Origin of the sequence: Nisaea acidiphila (genome assembly GCF_024662015.1) — a bacterium.
GTDB classification, from domain to species: domain Bacteria; phylum Pseudomonadota; class Alphaproteobacteria; order Thalassobaculales; family Thalassobaculaceae; genus Nisaea; species Nisaea acidiphila.
On sequence record NZ_CP102480.1, the window covers coordinates 3817634 to 3835176 of the forward strand.

Below are 17543 nucleotides of genomic sequence, written 5' to 3' on the forward strand. Positions count from 1 at the left end.
TTCAGGCGTTCTATCTGATGACGATCTCCACCCGCCTGTTGCGGGGCTCCGAGACACCGTCCGCCGTCGGCACGATCGGCGCACGCTCGCCATAGGATTCAACGGCCACAACGCGCGCCGGGACACCGAGCCCGAGAACGGAGCTGTTGACGATCCGAGCGCGGTCGAGGGCCAGCCGGTCGTTATATGCGGTTGTGCCGGCTCGGTCCGTATGTCCGGAAATCTCGACCTGGGGAAGTTTCCGCCGGGTGATGGTTTCCGACACCGTAGCAAGAAGATCGCGCGACTCGGATGTCAGATTGTCGGTTCCCTGCTCGAAATAGAGGACAAAAGTCACTGGCGGGGCGGGGCTCGCGGCGAGCGCGGCACCGAACACGGCTTCAACATCGGCTTGGACGAAGGTTCCGGCGCTTCTCGGCGTCGCTCCAGCGGCCGCGACAAGCGCGCTCGCGCGCTCTGTATCGAGCAGGACGGAACCGCCGGCATTGTCCACGCTGACCGCCCCAAGCTTCCCGTCCGCATCTGGAAGAAGCACGACAAGCGCACCCTTCACAGCCGCTTCGATCTCCGACACTGCCGCGACGAAAATAGCGCGGCAATACGCGATGTCTGCCGGCTGATGGCCTTCCTCGAGTTCCTGGATCCAACAATCGAAGCCGGCTTGGCCCCGCGCGCTTTCCGGACCGGCGATGGAGCGTGCTCCGGCGCTGAACAGGGATGCGAGCTGCGTGCGTGCATCAGAGAGCTCCGTTTGTTCGGCCGGGTCGAGATACCGCGCGCTCAATTGTTCCGGCTCGAAGATCTCGCCCTTTGCGGCTCGGATCGCGCGGTCGTAGAACCGGGCCGTGTCCGGCCAGTCATACTCGGCTCTCTCCATATCGCCGAGCTCGACATATTGCCGGCTGAGTTCCTGCAGGAAGAGCGAGTCCGGCGGCGGCAGGTCTTTCAGCTCTTCCGTATCGTAAGGGCCGAGAGCACATGCGCCGACACTGCAAGCCAGGAGCAAGGCGAAGGCGCGGCCGCGCAAGGTCTGTCTATCGTTTCGTTTCGTCATGGCCTAGTTCCCCGCGCCTGCCGGAACGCGGACGGCGAAGCGCGTGCCCCGGACCGCGATGACCGAAAGAGGTGTCTCGATGCGAGTCTTTTCGGGCGCGATCTTACCGATCCTGCCGGACTGATAGATCAGGGTGCCTTCCAGAATCTTTCCGAAGAAGCTGAAGGCATCGTTCCGCGGGGAGAATTCGAAGGCCGAGAGCTCGAACTGCGAGTTTGGCCCAAGCGAGATCAAGGTGCCGTCTTTCAGGGTAACGCCGAGGGACCCGCCGGTGCCGGTCACCAGGGTGTCTGCCCTCTCTACATCCATCCCCTCGGCGGCGGCCAGGACCTGCGCGCCGCGCATAATGGAAGCGTCACCGGTGGCGACCTTGATCGTTCCGATCGACGAAGATGAACTTTGCGCGGATGCGGCGGTGACGAGCATCAACAGAACCGCAAACCCTGAGAAAATTCTCCGCATCCGGTCCCCCCCAATCCGCGAATACAGAGCCCGACCATCGGTCGAACAACCTGGGAATTTGAAGAGGAAGGGTTTATCTCGTCAAGCGTCGGGGGAATAACCGGCGGCGCTTCGGGTCAGATTTCCGGCTCGCCTGCCTGACGTTTCAATATCCGTTCCGCGCTGTCGTTCAGGACATCGATGCGGGTGATCTTGCCGTCCCTGATCTCGAACCGGTCAATATAGCGGTTGCCATCGAAAGGCGTTCCGTCCGGCCATTCACCGTAGAGCGTGCCGGTGCCGTAGGCGACGATGTGACCGTCGGCGGGCGCGACGTCCAGGGTGGCGAACTTCTTCTTCACCCATTTGTAGCGGCGTGAATTGTAGGCAGCCATCTCGCGTGGGTGGGACATCCGGGTCTTTCCGGTGAAATAAATCACGGCATCCGGCGCGAGAAAGGCGGCGGCGCCATCCGGATCTGGGATCATCGATGTCTCGAGGAATTTCTCGACCATGTCCCGGACTGTTTGGAGTTCATCGTCAGTCGCCATTTTTCGCTCCGCAGTTTTCTCGCTTTCGCACCTGCAATAAAGATAGAGTTCACCAAAAGCCCGGTTTCGCCAAGTTCCGGGACGTCCCGATTTCCGGAGGGTTCTTCGGTGGACTTCACTTTCCGCAATTTACGTCTTCCGGACGCTCCGGATCGTATTGTCGATCTCGGCGTGATGGAGGGCCGTATCGCCGCAATCGGGGGAGAACTGCCGGATGGAGACCGCACGCTGGATCTCGGCGGGCGCCTTGTCCTTCCGGGGTTTGTCGAGACGCATATCCATCTCGACAAGGCCTGCGTCCTTCACCGCTGTTCGGCGGATCGGGGCGACGTCGCCGAGGCGATCTCCGAGGTCGCCCGCATCAAACCGGATTTCACCGAGGAGGACGTGGCCGGGCGCGCCGGTCAGGCGCTCCGGAAATGCGTCGTCAACGGGACCACGCGCATGCGGACCCATGTCGAGGTCGATCCAGTAATCGGTCTCCGCGGTTTCGAGGGCGTGAAGCGCGCGATCGCGGACTGGCGCTGGGCCGTCGATGTGGAGATCTGCGTCTTTCCCCAGGAAGGTCTCCTCAACAACCCGGGCACGGACGCGCTGATGGTGGCCGCGCTGAAGGACGGCGCCGGTTCTGTCGGGGCGGCGCCCTATACCGACACGGACCCGCACGGCCAGATCGACCGTGTGTTCGAGATGGCGCGGGACTTCGATGTCGATATCGACATGCATCTCGATTTCTCGACCGACATATCGTCGGTGGATGCCGATTACGTGATGCGCAAGACCGACGAATATGGCTGGGGCGGGCGCGTCGCGATCGGCCATGTCAGCAAGTTTTCCGCCGTGCCTCCCGCCCAATTCGACGATTACGCCAAGCGGCTCGCGAATTCCGGCGTTGCGGTGACCGTGCTGCCCGCGACGGACCTCTTCCTGATGGGGCGCGAGCACGATCATTCCGTGCCGCGCGGCGTCTCGCCGGTGCATCGGATGCTGGAGCAGGGGGTGACCTGCTCGCTCTCGACCAACAATATCCTCAATCCATTCACACCGTTCGGCGACGGCTCGCTGATCCGGATGGCCAATCTCTATGCCAATATCGCGCAAGTGGGGCGTCCGGAGACCATGGCAGCGTGTCTGGAAATGGTCTCGACCTGTTCGGCCCGTCTCATGAATCTCATGGATTACGGCCTTGCCGTCGGGAAGGTCGCGGATCTCGTCGTGGTCGACAATTCCGATCCGGCCTTGGCGGTCGCCGAGATTTCGCAGCCGTTGAAGGTCTTCAAAGCCGGCCGGCAGACGGTGGAGCGTCCCTTGCCGGAGTTGCGCGTTCCCCGCTGACCGGGGTGCCGAGAAGGTCTCGGCTTCGTGGCTGACTTGAGTTAAACTTCAGGAATGTCCGCGAAAGAAACCCGTCTTCCGCCGTTCCGCTCATTGCTCGCCTTTAGGGCTGCCGCTTCCCATGACCGTCTGGCCGATGCTGCGGAGACCCTGGGTGTCACCGAGTCTGCAGTCAGCCATCAGCTGCGCCAGCTTGAGACCCTGTTGAAAACGCAACTTTTCGATAGGACCAGCCGCCGTCTCGTACTGACGGAAACCGGCGCGCGCTACCTCGCCCGTATCGATCCGGCGATCCGCGAGCTGGAGGCCGCGACCGAGGCCATCCTGCCGAAAGAGGGGCGTAGGGTGGTCCGCCTGACGCTGCCGACGTCGATGGCCGGAACCTGGCTGCTGCCGCGGCTTGGGGCCTTCGAGGCAGCAAACCCGGATCTCGATCTGCAACTGGTACCGACGACACGGGTTGTTGATCTGCTGCGGGACCAGATCGACCTCTCTATCAGATACGGTCGCGGCAACTGGCAGGACGTTGAAAAGACGTTTCTTTTTGACGATCACGCGACGCCGGTCGCGGCGCCGGGGCTGGTGCCTGAGGGGACTGTGGATATCGAGGCGGTACTGAAAGCGAACCGATTGATCGTGGTGCGCAGCGTGCCGGACGAATGGCAAGAGTGGGCGCGTGCACGCGGGATGGAACCGCCCGATCTCAGAGATGCCCTTGAGCTGGACGTAACCGAACAGGGGCTGCAGGTGGCTGAGGCGGGACATGGGATCGCCATGGGGCGCGCGCCCTATATAGAAGAGCGGCTCGCACGTGGCCTTCTCGTCACTCCGTTTGGCGCCGCCGGGCCGAGCGGAGCCGCCTATTACCTTTGCCACCCGGTCGGGTATCCGCTCTCGGCGCCGGCACGCCGGGTCCGCCGCTGGCTGCTGGCCGAGGCCGGCATCGAAGATGGGGGATGAGATAAATTGTTGAGAAAAATTCAAGTTAAGTTGAATTCTTCTCTTTTGAGTTCCGGCGCCTGAAAAGCCATCTCTCGGACATCGCAGCGACACACAGGCTGCACTCGACGAGGAGACGAGAGATGGCGAGTTCGGTTCAGGAGAGGCTTTACGGCCATAACAGTGCAGCCGCCGCGGACGTGGTGGCGCCGATGACCTTCATCGTGCCGCAGGACGAGAAGCCGGTGATCTACAGCGCGGCCTATACCGGCAAAATACCGGAGTTCGGGTTCGCGACCGAAGAGAAGCATGTGCTGGTGGCGGACATGCGGTCCACCGCGGGTAGCTTCAGTCTCGACAGCGAAGGCTTCGCGCTTCGCGCCGCGCCGACCGGTGTCCAGGATCTCTATGACGACGGCGAGGTGGAAAGTGTCTATTTCGCGGAGATCCGTTCCCTGCTGAAGACTGAATTCGGCGCCAGCGAAGTGGCGATCTTCGATGCCACGCGCCGTTCGGACGGGGGAGAAGGCGCGCGGAATAAGGACGGCAACAGGGGCGCCGCCACCCGGATCCATGTCGACTATACAGCCAGGAGCGGGCCGCAGCGCGCACGCGACGTGTTCGGCGCCGAGGAATTCGAGCGCCTGCTCGCCTCCGGCAAGCGGATCGTGCAGGTCAATGTCTGGCGACCGGTCAAGGGCCCGGTGCAGCGCTCGCCGCTCGCGCTTGCTGACGCGGCGAGCATCCGCCCGGAACACCTCGTCGCTACCGATCAGGTGTTCCCCGACCGGGTTGGCGAGATCTATCACCTTGCCCATGACGCTGAGCAGCGCTGGTACTACGTGCCGGAAATGACCCGGGACGAAGTGCTGCTGATCAAAGGCTGGGACAGCCTTGAGGACGGCCGTGCGCAATACACGCCGCACAGCGCCTTCCAGCTTCCGACGCAGACCGGCGATACGCCCGCGCGCGAAAGCATCGAGGTCCGCACCTATGTCGTGATCTGATCCAAAGACCCGGAGCGCTCCGCTATTGCGGCGGGGCGCCCTCGAAGGTCGTCCGGTAGAGCAGGCGCCGGTGGCCGTCGTAGTCATTGGTCGCGTAATGCAGCGTCGTCCGGTTGTCCCAGACAACGACGTCGCCCGCCTGCCAGCGGTGCCGGCAGGAGAAGTCGGGCCGTGTGCAATGCCGGTAGATTGCCTGCAGCAGAGGTTCGCTTTCCGCTTCGGTCATGCCGTCGAAACGCGTCGTGTAGATCGGATTGAGAAAGAGCGCCCTTACGCCAGTAATCGGCTCTGTGATGACGGCCGGGTGGAAGGTCTCCCGGTCCGCTTCGGGATCGCCTCGTGTCATGCGGATCGAGGCTCCGGAGCGGGTGTTCTCTGGCGGTGCGAACTTCACGCCGTACGGTTTGCCGACATGCACCGCCCGGCGCCCGTCGACAATCTTCTTCAGATCCGCTGGAAGCGAGGCATAGGCCGCCGTCTGGCTTGCCCAGACCGTATCGCCGCCGACCTCGGGAACTTCGACGGCGTTGAGGACAGAGCCGGCGGGTGGGTTGGCCAGGAAGCTGAAATCCGAATGCCATTCCCCGCCGAAGACGCCACCGGACCGCTCGTCGGCTTCCTTCAGTACGGCGATGGTCTCGGGATCGTCTGCCACCGGATGGACATAGGGCAGGCGCATCGGTGGGCCGAAGACCAGATTCAACGCTTTCTGGCCCGCGCGGTCGAGATGCTGGCCGCGCAACACGAGAACCTGATGCTCCGCCAGGGAACGGCGCAGGATGTCCGCGTCGCTGGCCGAGATGTCGGCGCCGAGCTTCAGGCCATCGACTTCCGCGCCAATGTAGCCGGTCAGTTTCCTGATTTGAGGCATGTGACTCCGTCGGGCTGGATGCGCCATGCGCGATCGGCACACTATGGCGCCGGCCAGCCGCTCGGACAAACGCTGCGGATCAATTCCGCCGGACGTTTACTTCTTGCCTTCTACTTCGGCGGAAGAGGGGGCGCTGTCCGGATCGATGGCCCTGATCCGGTAGGCGGAGGCCTTCGGCGCCCAGTCTTCCCAGAGCTTTGCCAGATCGGTAAGCGGGTCGGTCGAATAGTCGACCCGGAGGTCGGCGTCCATCAGCCCTTCGCTGCCCAGTACCTTGAGGGCTGCGGATTGCAGTGGCTCCTTTTCGCTTCCAGCCGCCTCGCCGGCTTTCATGCCTGCCTGCAGGCGCTCTTCGAGCGAGCCGGATGTCTTTTCGAATGCCCGGACCATTTCCGGCAGCACTTTGGCAGTGCCGAGGAAATTGCCGAGGGCGAGGCTGTTCGCACCGCTCTCGCCGCCGCAATGGGCGAGGCAGGAGGCGCCGGTATGGTGCAGCGGTATGCCTTCGAAGGGCAGCACGCCGAGCTGGCGCCAGTGCGGGGCGGTCGCGGCATCGCGCATGGCGTCGAGCGTCTGCCCGGCGTCATGGGTGCGGCGCCAGGCCGCGATACCGAAGCTGTGCAAGCGCGGATCGGTCCGCGCTTGGGAGAAGACGACACAGCCTTCGGTCACCGCCCCGACCCTGGCACCGACACAGACGGACGAGGTCGCGACGGCAAAGCCGATGCGTCCGGTCTCGAGGCAACGTCCCGCGAGCGAAAACGTCATGACGCCACCTCGATGCCTGTCTGTGCGGTAATGGGGCCGTAATGTTCGATCCGGCGATGCCGGGCGAAATCGAAGACCGAGCACCGGATATAGGCGCCGAGCTCGAGATCGCAATTATGTGTGATCACTTCGTCCTCCTCGGAGACGGCACGCACGGCGACCTCTCCGGTCGGCGCGACGATGGCGGACCCGCCGATCATGGCGAAACCGTCTTCCGGTCCGCATTTCGCCGCCGCCATCACCCAGGCCGCGTTCTGGTAGGCGGCCGACTCGATGCTGAGCCGGTGATGGAACTCGCGCAGATGGGCCGGTTCCGGATGATGGATGTTCCGGGTGGGTGTATTGTATCCGAGCATGAAGACTTCGGCGCCTTTCAGCGCCATGACGCGAAAGGTCTCGGGCCAGCGCCGGTCGTTGCAGATGCACATGCCGAAGCGGCCGGACGGGGTCTCGAAAGTCGGGAAGCCGAGATCGCCGACTTCGAAGTAGCGCTTCTCCAGATGCTCGAACTCCCGGTCGCCGATCGGATCCTTGGTGCCGGGCAGGTGGATCTTGCGGTACTTGCCGAGCACGCTGCCGTCCGGGCCGACGAGAACACTTGTGTTGAAGCGCCGCATCGTGCCGCCCATTTCGATTTTCTCGGCATAACCGAGATAGAAGCCGACGCCGAGATCCTTCGCCGCCTCGAAGAGCGGCGCCATGGCCGGTGACGGCAGGCCTTCCTCGAAGAAGACGTCATATTCCGCGGGAGTATCGTAAATGTAGCGCGGGAAGAAGGTGGTGAGGGCGAGTTCCGGGAAGGTGACCCAGCGGGCGCCGCGGCCGTGAGCCTCTCGAAGCATCTCGATCAGTCGCGCGACGACCTGCGCCTTCGTGTCGTTGAGGTGAACCGGGCCCATCTGGGCGACGGCGAACACTTCCTTCCGGCTCATGCGGGGCCTCCCACTCATCGTTGCCCCTATAGAGCTAGACAGCAGGGATATCACCGTGAAATAAAATAAGGCGGCAATTAAATAAGGTAAGGTTATTAAAAAGTGATCAATGCCCGCCAGCTTGAAGTGCTCTGTACGGTCATCGAGGTCGGTACCACCGCCCGGGCCGCTGAGCTGCTGAACGTAAGCCAGCCGGCGGTCAGCAACATGATCCGCCATACCGAGGATTTGATCGGTTTCCCGCTCTTCGTGCGGGAGCGCGGGCGTCTGATCCCGACGCGGGAAGCCCAGCACATAGCGCAGGAAGCGCAATATCTCTTCATGCAGCAAAAGCGTGTGGACGATATCATCAGCGAGCTTCGCGGCGGCACCATTGGCCGTCTAAACCTGATTGCCACGCCGTCGCTGGGGCACGGCATTCTGCCGCGGGTGATCGCGGAGTTCGTGAAGAACAAACCGAAGCTCAAGCTCTCCGTCGAGTTCGGCAGTATCGACGAGATCAACGAGCACCTCGTGAGCGGTCGTGCCGATCTGGCCTTTTCCATCACCCAGCCGCGGCACTCGGTACTGACAGTCCGCCCGGTGGCGGAGGGGCGGATGATGTGCGTCTGCCCCAAGGATCACGAACTCGCCTATTCGGAGCGGGTGAACGTGACGGATCTCAATCACGTCAAGCACATCTCTTATGCGGCCGGGACGCCGCTCGGGCAGCTGATCGACCCGGTTTTCTCCAAGCAGGGTCTCGAGCGACGCTATTTCTGCGAGGTTCGCCATACCGCGACAGCGCTGGAAATGGCGCTGAACGGGCTGGGTGTCACATTGGTGGACAGTTTCGCGCTGGTCGGGCGGGATCTGACCACGTTGGCTATCCGCCCGACCAGCCCGACGCTGCGGCTGAATCTCTTCAGTATCACCTGCAATCTTTTCCCTACCTCGAACGTTGCGCTGCAGTTCCAGAGTTTCTTCGGCGAATACCTGAAGCAGCATGATCCGGCGCATACCGAGGTCTGACAAATAATTTGAAATTATACATGCGATGCGATTTTTAATTTCTAGGTTTTAGAAGAGGCGTGATCTGCTGGCGGACCAGTGAGGCCGGATCGGCTCCGGCTGCAGATTTTGACGGGACGCCTTTACTCGATGAGCCAACCCATCCTCTCGATCCGCAACTCGGTCAAGCGCTATGGCCCCGTTCACGCGTTGGATCACGTCGATCTCGACGTTGCCGAGGGTGAGTTTCTAACTCTTCTTGGTCCATCGGGTTCCGGAAAGACGACACTTCTGACCGCGATTGCCGGATTTACCGATCTGACCGAGGGATCGGTGTCTCTGCGCGGCCGCGACATTACGAAGGAGCCGCCGGAGCATCGTGATTTCGGTATGGTGTTCCAGGGCTATGCGCTCTTCCCGACCATGACCGTGCGGCAGAATGTCGGCTTTCCCCTGAAGGTCCGCAAACGGCCGGCCTCCGAGATCAAACAGCGGGTCGAGGAATGTCTCGATCTGGTGCAGATGGGTGCCTACGCCGACCGCATGCCGAGCCAGCTTTCCGGCGGTCAGCAGCAGCGCGTTGCGCTCGCCCGCGCGCTTTCCTTCAAGCCGCAGGTGCTGTTGCTGGACGAGCCGCTCTCGGCGCTCGACAAGAAGCTCCGCGCCGATCTGCAATGGGAATTGAAGGCGCTGCACGACCAGCTCGGCGTCACCTTCATCTACGTGACGCACGATCAGGACGAGGCACTTTCCATGTCCGACCGGATCGTGATCCTGAAGGACGGCAAGATCCAGCAATCCGGTATCCCGGGCACGCTCTACAACAAGCCGCGCACCCGGTTCGTCGCCGACTTCCTCGGCAAGTCGAACTTCCTCGATGTCTCGATCAAGGGCCGGTCGGGCGATCATCTCGAATGCGTCGCCGGCGACGCCTCCTTCCCGGTGGACGCGTCGAGCCACGGCGAGGTCGCGGGCGACAGAGCGGAGGTCGCACTGCGTCCCGAACGCATCCGTCTTGGCGCCGCCGGCTCCGAATTCCTGACCGGTACCGTCAAGCAGGTCAGCTATCTCGGCGAACGCTGCCAGGTGCTGCTTATCCACAAGGTCCTGGGCCAGATCCTGGTCTCCTGCCCGACCTGGAAAGCCGGTATCGATCCCGCGCCCGGCCTTGAGGTCGGCTTCGGCTGGGACCCGGATGCCTGTGTCATTCTCGAGGCCGAGTGAGCGTGCCTCGCAAGAGCAAGAAGACTGAACATTCAGCAACAAGGAGCATGCAATGACCGAAACAACCGATTTCGAAGCCAAGGCGGACATCGCGGATATCGCGGTCGAACGCTACAAGCAGGGTCTTCTGACCCGCCGCGGCTTCATCGCCGCCATGGGCGCCCTCGGCATCCTGCCGGCGCTCGGCACCAAGGCGATGGCGAACACCAAGGAAATCATCGTCGTGAACTGGGGTGGCCAGGCCAAGGACATCCTCCAGGAAGTCATGTGCGACACTTACACCAAGGAGACCGGCATCAAGGTGACCGTCGACGGCTCCGGCCCGTCAGCGGGCAAGATCCGGGCGATGGTCGAGAGCGGCGCGGTGGTCTGGGACCTCTGCGACAGCGGTGCCGGCTCCTCCCTGATCCTGGAGAAGGCGGGCGTCACCCAGCCGATCGACTACTCCATCGTCGACAAGTCCAAAGTGCTCGACGGCGCGGTCTACAACAACGGCGTCGGCAACTACGTCTATTCCTACGTGCTCGCCTCCAATCCGAAACTGCTCGGCGGCAACAGCCCGAAGAGCTGGGAAGATGTCTGGAACGTCAAGGATTTCCCGGGCATGCGCACGTTCCGCAAGTCGGTTCGCGGCATGCTGGAAAGCGCGACTATGTCCATGGGCGTGGCGCCGAAGGACGTCTACGAGGCGCTCGGCACCGATGACGGCATCAAGGCCGCGATCGACCGTTTCCGCCAGCTCCGCGAGAACATCATCGTCTGGGGCTCCGGCAGCGAGAGCCAGAACCTGTTCCTGCAGGAAGAAGTCGCGATCGGCAACATCTGGTCGACCCGCGCGCATCTGCTGAAGGACCAGATGGAAGAGGGTGCCTTCACCGTCACCTTCAACGGCGGTGTCGTGGCCCCGGGCATCTGGGTGGTGCCGAAGGACAACCCGGTCGGCACGGAAGAGGTGATGAAGTTCATCGCCCACGCGCAGACGCCGGAACTGCAGGTGAAATGGCTCGAAGCGATCGGCTGTGGCCCGGCCAACCCGGCCGCCGCTCCGCTCGTGCCGGCGGAAATGCAAAAATGGAACCCGTCCAGCCCGGAAAATCTGGCGACGCAGATCATGTACAACGACACCTGGTACGCGAAGAACCAGATCGCCGCTGAAGAGCTCTACGTGGACGCGCTGATCAACTGATTGGGCGTCAAGTGCGGGACGGCAGACCCCCTCGCTGCCGTCCCGCCCCACCATTTTCTCCGCGACCGGAAACGATATGCCCCGTCTGACCGACAAGGCCCGCTACTGGATGCTGGTGCTGCCCGCGCTGGCTATCATGATCGTCTTCTACATTCTTCCAGTGCTCGGCATCTGGGAGATTTCCGTCACCGAGCCCGATCTCGGCTTCGGCAATTACGTGAAGATGACGGAATCGAACGCGGTCAAGACCAGCTTTATCCTGACTTTCCGTGTTGCGGCGATCACGACGGTCGGCTGCCTTCTGCTTGGCTATATCGTCGCCTATACGATTTCCAATTTCGCCAGCCGCGTGACCCCGCTGATGGTCGCGCTCGTGCTGCTGCCATTCTGGGTCTCGGTGCTGATCCGCTCCTTCAGCTGGATCGTGCTGCTCGGCCGCTCCGGTCTCGTGAATGACACGTTGCGCGATCTTGAGCTGATCACCCGCCCGCTCCGCCTGATGCATAACGAGTTCGGCGTGCTGGTGTCGATGATCCATGTGATGCTGCCCTTCGCCGTACTGCCGATGCTCGCCAACATGCGCGGCATCTCGCCGTCCTATACGGACGCGGCGCGCGGGCTCGGCGCCAGCGAGTGGACCGCCTTCCGCTCGGTCTATTTCCCGCAGACCCTGCCCGGTGTCTTCTCCGGCGCGCTGCTGGTCTTCGTTCTCTCGCTCGGTTTCTTCGTCACCCCGGCGCTGCTCGGCGGCGGCCGTGTGCTGATGATCTCGGAATACATCACCTACCAGATCCAGGAATTCCTCGCCTGGGGCCTCGGCTCCGCGCTTTCGGTCGCCCTGCTGGTCGCGACCGCGCTGGTCCTTTTGGTGGCGGCGCGTTTCATGAACCTCAAATCCGCGCTGCTGGACCGTCACTGATGAAGATCTCCGCCTTCCGCATCTTCTTCAATACCGGGGCCTGGCTCGTCCTCGCCTTCCTGGTGCTGCCGCTGCTCGTGGTCGTTCCGGTCTCGCTGACCGACACCAGCTATATCGGGATGCCGAAAGAGCACCTCTCGCTGCAGCATTACGAATCCTATTTCACCTCTCCGGAATGGCTGCACGCGACCTGGACCAGTATCTGGGTCGGGCTTGCCGTCGCCGCCGCCGCGACCGTGCTCGGCACCGCCTTTTCGATCGGCTGCTGGTTCATTTCCAGCCGCGCCGCGACCATCGCGCGCTGGGTGCTGATCACGCCGATCCTCGTGCCGCCGGTTGTGCAGTCGCTCGGCTTCTACCGCTTCTGGGTGAAGTTGGACCTGATCGATACCTATTTCGGGGTCATCCTGGCGCATACCCTGCTGGCGCTGCCCTATGTCTCGATCTCCGTCTTCGCTGCGCTCGCGAATCTCGATCCGCGCATTCCGCAGGCCGCCCGCAGCCTCGGCGCGTCGGTCTGGCAGACGGTGGTCGAGGTCATCGTGCCGGCGGTCCGTCCCGGCATGCTGACGGGCGCGGTCTTCGCCTTCATCGTCAGCTTTGACGAGATTGTCGGCGTGCTGTTCCTCACCGTGCGGCGCGTCAACACACTGCCGAAGGTTATCTGGGAAGGTATCCAGGAAAATATCGACCCGACGATCGCCTCAGTCTCGACCTTCCTGGTCATAATTTCGCTCGTCGCGACCGCAATCGTCGCACTGCGCCGAAAAACCGCATGACGGGCATCGATCCGTGTTAGGTCGGCCGCAATCAATGCTTCCCGGGCTGGATCCGCAGCGCATCAAGAGTGCGCCGGGGCATGCTCTCGTCGCCGGCGGGACCGGTCCGGAAGGAAACTGGGGGGATACATGACGTTTTCGATCATTGGCCGTTGCGAGCGCACCGGTGCCTACGGAGCGGCGATCACCACTTCCGACCTTGCCGTCGGGTCCCGCTGCGTAAGGCTTGCCCATGGGCGAGGCGCCATGCTCTCCCAGCACCGCACCGACAGCCGGCTCGGGGATCTCGGGATCTCCCTGCTTGCCGAGGGCGAGTCCGCGGACCGGGTGGTATCGAAGGTCTGTGCCTCGACCGACGATATCGAGTGGCGGCAGATCGGCGCGCTCGACAGCGAGGGGCGGGCGGCTGTTTATCACGGCCGGCGGATGTATTCGATCTATGCTCATACGGTTGGGCGTAATTGTCTCGCGCTCGGCAACATTCTGGCCAATCCCGAGGTTCCGCAGCGGATGGCGGAGGCTTTCAACAGGGAACCGGACCTGCCGCTTGCCGAAAAGCTGACGCGGGCTCTTGAGGCCGGGCGGGATGCCGGCGGCGAGATCCTTGGGCCGCTCCGCTCCGCCGCGCTCAAGGTTTCCGGCGATTACAAGATCGACACCTACGATCTGCGGATCGACATCTCCGAGGCGGACGCGGTCGTCGACTTGCGTGCGCTATACGAGGCTTACAAGGACCGCGAGGAGACCATCCGCAATGTCGCGCTCCGGCCAGACACGATGCCGATCATGCGCAACCTATTCGAGGCGAGCATCGCGCGTATTGAGGAACTCGGGCTTGAGGACCGCTTCCCGACGGCGCGCAACCGGGAAAGCTGGACCCTGAGGGACTGACATGGCGGTACGCGACGCGATCTACTGGAACGAGGCCGGCGCGCCGGATCCTGTTGTCCCCGTCGCGGACCTTCCGCGTCAGGTCGATGTCGCGGTCGTAGGAGCCGGCTTCACCGGGCTCGCGACCGCGATCCACCTGGCCCGCGGCGGGCGCTCCGTTGCCCTCTTCGAGGCGGGCAAGATCGGCCACGGATGCTCGTCTCGCAATGGCGGCATGGTTGGGCCGAGCTTCCACAAACTCGGCATGACCGGGCTTATCGCGAAGTACGGTGAGAAAAAAGCCTACGCGATCATGCAGGAGGGGATGAATGCGCTCGATCATTTCGAGGCTTTCGTTGCCGAAGAGAAGCTTGATTGCGACTTGCACATGCGCGGCCGGTTCCGGGGCGCGCGCACCGAGGCCGATTACGATGCGACGGCACGGGAATGCGAGCGGCTGAATAAGGCGGTCGGCCTGCCGTTCGAGATGGTCTCCCGGGCCGGTCAGCGCGCCGAGATCGGCAGCGATTTCTACCGAGGCGGCGTGGTTTATCTGCGCGACGGCGGCATCCAGCCACGCAAGCTCGTGGTGTCTCTGGCGGCGAAGGCGGCGGAGGCGGGCGTGCTGATGTTCCCGGAATGCCCGGTGACGGGTATCCGGCGCGACGGGGAGGCGAGCGAACTGCGGTGCGGTGATACGGTCGTCCGTGCAGGCGAGGTTGTCGTCGCGACCAACGCCTATGCCGACAGGCGGACCGAGGCCATGCACAGTCGCGTCGTGCAGATCGAGACCGGCGCGGTCGCGACCGAGGAGATCCCGGCGGACCTGATGGCGGAGCTCTCCCCGAAAGGCCGGATGTTCGGCGAGTCCGGCAGGATATTCATGTGGTTTCGCCCCACCTCCGACGGCAAGCGCTTCATTTTCGGAGGCCGAATGGGCAGCCCGGGATGCGCTGCGGAGGAGCGCGCCGCAGCGACCAAGACGGCAATCGCACGCGTGTTCCCGCAGCTTGCAGATATCGGCATCAGCCATGCCTGGTCAGGTGATGTCGCCTATACGCCGGATCATGCCCCCCATCTCGGATTCGAGGACGGCGTGTGGCTCGCAGGCGGCTATTGCGGCTCGGGCGTGACGCGTAGTGTCTATTTCGGCGCGAAGCTCGCCCGGCGCATTCTCGGGCAACCGGATGGCGAGACGGCGTTTGACGATCTCGCTTTCAATAAGGTGCCGTTCAAGCCTTTCTCCCGTTTCGCGGCGGAGATGATGACCCGCTGGTGGGCCTGGCAGGACGCGCGGGATCTGTGCAACCGGGTCTGATCCGGGCGGCCTGATCTGATTTCCCACGTTGTGCGTTGGCGATTGACTCCTCGGTTTTGTCGCCATATTGAACTCTGAATTCAGAGTTCAATATGGCTGGCATGGAACGATGCTCGAAATCGCTCCCAATCTGACGGACCAGATCTACGACGCGCTCGTTGAGGAAATCTGTGCCGGCCGTTTGGCAGCAGGCACTCATCTCGTGCAGGAAAAGCTCGCGGCCCGCTTCGGGGTCTCGCGGCAGCCGATCCAGCAGGTGATGTCGCGGCTGAAGGCGGACGGCATGGTCGAAGAGCTGGGCAGGCGCGGCCTTTTCGTCGCGCCGCTCGACCCCGAGCGGATGCGGCAGCACTACGGTATCCGTGCCGCGCTCGACGGCTGGGCGGCGAAACAGGCCGCCGCCCGGACGTTCGCCGATCCGGCGCTCGCAGCATCGCTGAGGGCAAAAGGCGCAATGCAGCAGGAGGCGGCCGAGCAGGCAGCGGCGGCCGGTAATTCGGTTGCGCTGATGCGCCAGGACGATGCCTTCCATTTCATGCTCTATGCGGCCGCCGGCAACCCGATGCTGGCGAGCACGGCCGAGCCGCACTGGCGCTTCCTGCGCCGTGCGATGGTCGACGTGCTGCGGCAGGCCGAGCGGCCGGAAACGATCTGGAGCCAGCACGGCGCCATTCTGGAGGCGGTGCTTGCCGGAGACGGAGCTGCCGCCGAAAGGCTGGCCGTCGATCACGTTCAGAACGCCTGCGAATTGCTGGCAAGCGCCCTCGAGAAGGCGCGGACGGAGGGAACGCCCCATGACACCAATGCCGAATATCGGCCAGATGCTCTCGGCTCAGGCACGCCTGCAGCCGGGACGGATCGGCGGTCGCGATCTTGAAAGGGAGATGAGCTTCGCGCTCTGGAACGAGCGCGCGTGCCGTCTTGCCAATGCCCTGCTGGGGCTCGGTCTTTCGAAAGGAGACCGTTTGGGCGTGCTCGCATGGAACCGGGTCGAGTGGCTGGAGATCTATGCCGCCGCGGCCAAGGCCGGCCTTGTTGCTGTGCCGGTGAATTTCCGGCTGGTGGCGTCTGAAATCCGCTTCATTCTGCAGGATTGTTCCGTTTCGGCGGTGATTGCCGAACAGGAACTGCATGACTCAATCGACGAAATTCGAGGCGACCTCGAACTGGCGGACGGGCGCTTTATCCATTTCGGCGGCTGCGCGACGCCTGCCGGATGGCGCGGCTACGAGGACCTGATCGCCGCCGGGGCTTCGACGGAGCCGGAGATTGATGTCGCGCCCGCCGATCCCTGGTGCCTGATGTACACCTCCGGCACCACGGGGAACCCGAAAGGGGCGATCCGCGGGCATGAGGGGATCGGCAATCTCGCTCTGATGACGGCGGTCGAGCTCGGGCTCGGGCGTAACGACGAAGCGATGCTGGTGATGCCGATGTGCCATGCCAACTCGCTTTATTTCTTTTCCTCGTTCCTGCATTGCGGCGCGGCAACCAGTGTCTTCTCTCGCAGGAGCTTCGATGCCGAACGCTGTCTTAGGGCTTTGTCCGAGACCGGCGCGAGCTTCACCTCTCTCGTCCCGACCCACTACGAGATGTTGCTCGACCTTCAGCACAAAGCCGGCGATCTCCGGCGGATGGAAAAGCTGATGATCTCCTCCGCACCGGCGCGGGTCGAGACCAAGCGGCGGGTGATGGAAATGTTCCCGAACTCGGGCCTCTTCGAACTCTATGGTTCGACCGAGGCGGGCTGGGTGACGATGCTGCATCCGGACGAGCAGTTCGATCATCTGGGCTCGGTCGGACGCGAGGTCGTCGGCTCCCTGCCGATCCGCCTGCTCGATGACGAGGGTAACGAGGTGCCGGACGGAATGCCGGGTGAGCTTTTCAGCTGCGGGCCCTATGTCTTCGACGGCTACTGGAACCGGCCGGACAAGACGGCGGAAGCCTTTCGCGGCGACTATCTCTCGGTCGGCGACGTGGCGCTGCGCGAGCCGGACGGCTTCATCCGCCTGATCGACCGCAAGAAGAACATGATCATCTCCGGCGGCGAGAACATCTATCCGACAGAGGTCGAGGCGATTCTGGTGCAGCATCCGGACGTGCGGGACGTCGCCGTGGTCGGCCGGCCGGACGAGCGCTGGGGCGAACGGGTCGAGGCCGCGGTTGTGCTGCGCGATGGCGCTTCGGTGACCTCCGAAACCCTTGTCGAATGGTCGCGCGGGAAACTCGCGGGCTACAAGCGTCCGCGCACCGTCACCTTCATCGGCGCGGAGGAAATGCCGCGCACCGCCACCGGAAAGATCCAGCACGGCGTGCTGCGCGAACTGCTCGCCGTCCGCGCCTCGAACAACTGACCCGA

At 63.3% G+C, this 17543-nt stretch carries 18 protein-coding genes; 12 read left to right on the forward strand and 6 right to left on the reverse strand.

Features of this window, described 5'->3' with window-relative positions; translation table 11 throughout:
- Positions 1-10: 10 nt before the first annotated feature.
- From NUH88_RS17810 to NUH88_RS17820, 3 genes are all read right to left on the reverse strand, one after another.
- A complete protein-coding gene (locus NUH88_RS17810) occupies positions 11-1054 on the reverse strand; it encodes an OmpA family protein (protein ID WP_257767794.1) in 1044 nt (347 codons plus the stop codon).
- A gap of 3 nt (positions 1055-1057) precedes the next feature.
- Positions 1058-1516 carry a FecR family protein gene (locus NUH88_RS17815; RefSeq protein ID WP_257767795.1) on the reverse strand — a complete coding sequence of 153 codons (459 nt, stop codon included), beginning with the start codon at positions 1514-1516 and terminating at the stop codon, positions 1058-1060.
- A 116-nt stretch (positions 1517-1632) separates the two neighbouring features.
- Complete coding sequence (locus tag NUH88_RS17820; RefSeq protein WP_257767796.1) at positions 1633-2046, reverse strand: nuclear transport factor 2 family protein; 414 nt, start codon at positions 2044-2046, stop codon at positions 1633-1635.
- A gap of 108 nt (positions 2047-2154) precedes the next feature.
- On the opposite strand from NUH88_RS17820, the gene NUH88_RS17825 reads away from it, so the two are divergent.
- The 3 genes from NUH88_RS17825 to NUH88_RS17835 all read left to right on the forward strand — a co-directional run bounded on the left by NUH88_RS17825 (position 2155) and on the right by NUH88_RS17835 (position 5327).
- Positions 2155-3381 carry an amidohydrolase family protein gene (locus NUH88_RS17825; protein WP_257767797.1) on the forward strand — a complete coding sequence of 409 codons (1227 nt, stop codon included), beginning with the start codon at positions 2155-2157 and terminating at the stop codon, positions 3379-3381.
- A 54-nt stretch (positions 3382-3435) separates the two neighbouring features.
- On the forward strand, positions 3436-4341 hold the full coding sequence (locus tag NUH88_RS17830) for a LysR substrate-binding domain-containing protein (protein WP_257767798.1): 906 nt from the start codon (positions 3436-3438) through the stop codon (positions 4339-4341).
- 122 nt (positions 4342-4463) lie between these two features.
- Positions 4464-5327 carry a CmcJ/NvfI family oxidoreductase gene (locus NUH88_RS17835; protein WP_257767799.1) on the forward strand — a complete coding sequence of 288 codons (864 nt, stop codon included), beginning with the start codon at positions 4464-4466 and terminating at the stop codon, positions 5325-5327.
- Between the two features lie 22 nt (positions 5328-5349).
- Here the strand turns inward: NUH88_RS17835 and NUH88_RS17840 are convergent, their stop codons facing one another.
- The 3 genes from NUH88_RS17840 to NUH88_RS17850 all read right to left on the reverse strand — a co-directional run bounded on the left by NUH88_RS17840 (position 5350) and on the right by NUH88_RS17850 (position 7898).
- Positions 5350-6198, reverse strand: a complete 849-nt coding sequence (locus NUH88_RS17840) for a TauD/TfdA dioxygenase family protein (protein WP_257767800.1) — start codon at positions 6196-6198, stop codon at positions 5350-5352.
- 96 nt (positions 6199-6294) lie between these two features.
- Positions 6295-6966 (reverse strand): DUF1028 domain-containing protein, encoded by a 672-nt coding sequence (locus NUH88_RS17845; RefSeq protein WP_257767801.1) that lies wholly within the window; start codon positions 6964-6966, stop codon positions 6295-6297.
- The gene (locus NUH88_RS17850; protein ID WP_257767802.1) at positions 6963-7898 is read right to left on the reverse strand and encodes an N-carbamoyl-D-amino-acid hydrolase; all 936 of its coding nucleotides are present in this window, start codon (positions 7896-7898) and stop codon (positions 6963-6965) included. The genes NUH88_RS17845 and NUH88_RS17850 overlap by 4 nt, the downstream gene beginning before the upstream one ends.
- A 102-nt stretch (positions 7899-8000) precedes the next feature.
- Here NUH88_RS17850 and NUH88_RS17855 point away from each other — a divergent pair, with 102 nt between their 5' ends.
- From NUH88_RS17855 to NUH88_RS17895, 9 genes are all read left to right on the forward strand, one after another.
- Positions 8001-8909: a LysR family transcriptional regulator gene (locus NUH88_RS17855; protein ID WP_257767803.1), complete on the forward strand. Its 909-nt coding sequence runs from the start codon at positions 8001-8003 to the stop codon at positions 8907-8909.
- 129 nt (positions 8910-9038) lie between these two features.
- A complete protein-coding gene (locus tag NUH88_RS17860) occupies positions 9039-10112 on the forward strand; it encodes an ABC transporter ATP-binding protein (protein ID WP_257767804.1) in 1074 nt (357 codons plus the stop codon).
- A gap of 52 nt (positions 10113-10164) precedes the next feature.
- The gene (locus NUH88_RS17865; RefSeq protein WP_257767805.1) at positions 10165-11298 is read left to right on the forward strand and encodes an extracellular solute-binding protein; all 1134 of its coding nucleotides are present in this window, start codon (positions 10165-10167) and stop codon (positions 11296-11298) included.
- A gap of 76 nt (positions 11299-11374) precedes the next feature.
- Positions 11375-12217, forward strand: coding sequence for an ABC transporter permease (locus tag NUH88_RS17870; RefSeq protein ID WP_257767806.1), 843 nt, complete (start codon positions 11375-11377; stop codon positions 12215-12217).
- Entirely contained in the window at positions 12217-12996 is a 780-nt protein-coding gene (locus NUH88_RS17875; RefSeq protein ID WP_257767807.1) for an ABC transporter permease, read from the forward strand. Before NUH88_RS17870 ends, NUH88_RS17875 begins: the two co-directional genes overlap by 1 nt.
- 129 nt (positions 12997-13125) lie before the next feature.
- Positions 13126-13887 carry a DUF1028 domain-containing protein gene (locus tag NUH88_RS17880; RefSeq protein WP_257767808.1) on the forward strand — a complete coding sequence of 254 codons (762 nt, stop codon included), beginning with the start codon at positions 13126-13128 and terminating at the stop codon, positions 13885-13887.
- Position 13888: 1 nt separating this feature from the next.
- A complete protein-coding gene (locus tag NUH88_RS17885) occupies positions 13889-15184 on the forward strand; it encodes an NAD(P)/FAD-dependent oxidoreductase (protein WP_257767809.1) in 1296 nt (431 codons plus the stop codon).
- Positions 15185-15293: 109 nt separating this feature from the next.
- A complete protein-coding gene (locus NUH88_RS17890) occupies positions 15294-16061 on the forward strand; it encodes a GntR family transcriptional regulator (protein WP_257767810.1) in 768 nt (255 codons plus the stop codon).
- Positions 15979-17538 (forward strand): class I adenylate-forming enzyme family protein, encoded by a 1560-nt coding sequence (locus tag NUH88_RS17895; RefSeq protein WP_257767811.1) that lies wholly within the window; start codon positions 15979-15981, stop codon positions 17536-17538. Before NUH88_RS17890 ends, NUH88_RS17895 begins: the two co-directional genes overlap by 83 nt.
- The last annotated feature ends 5 nt before the right edge of the window (positions 17539-17543 follow it).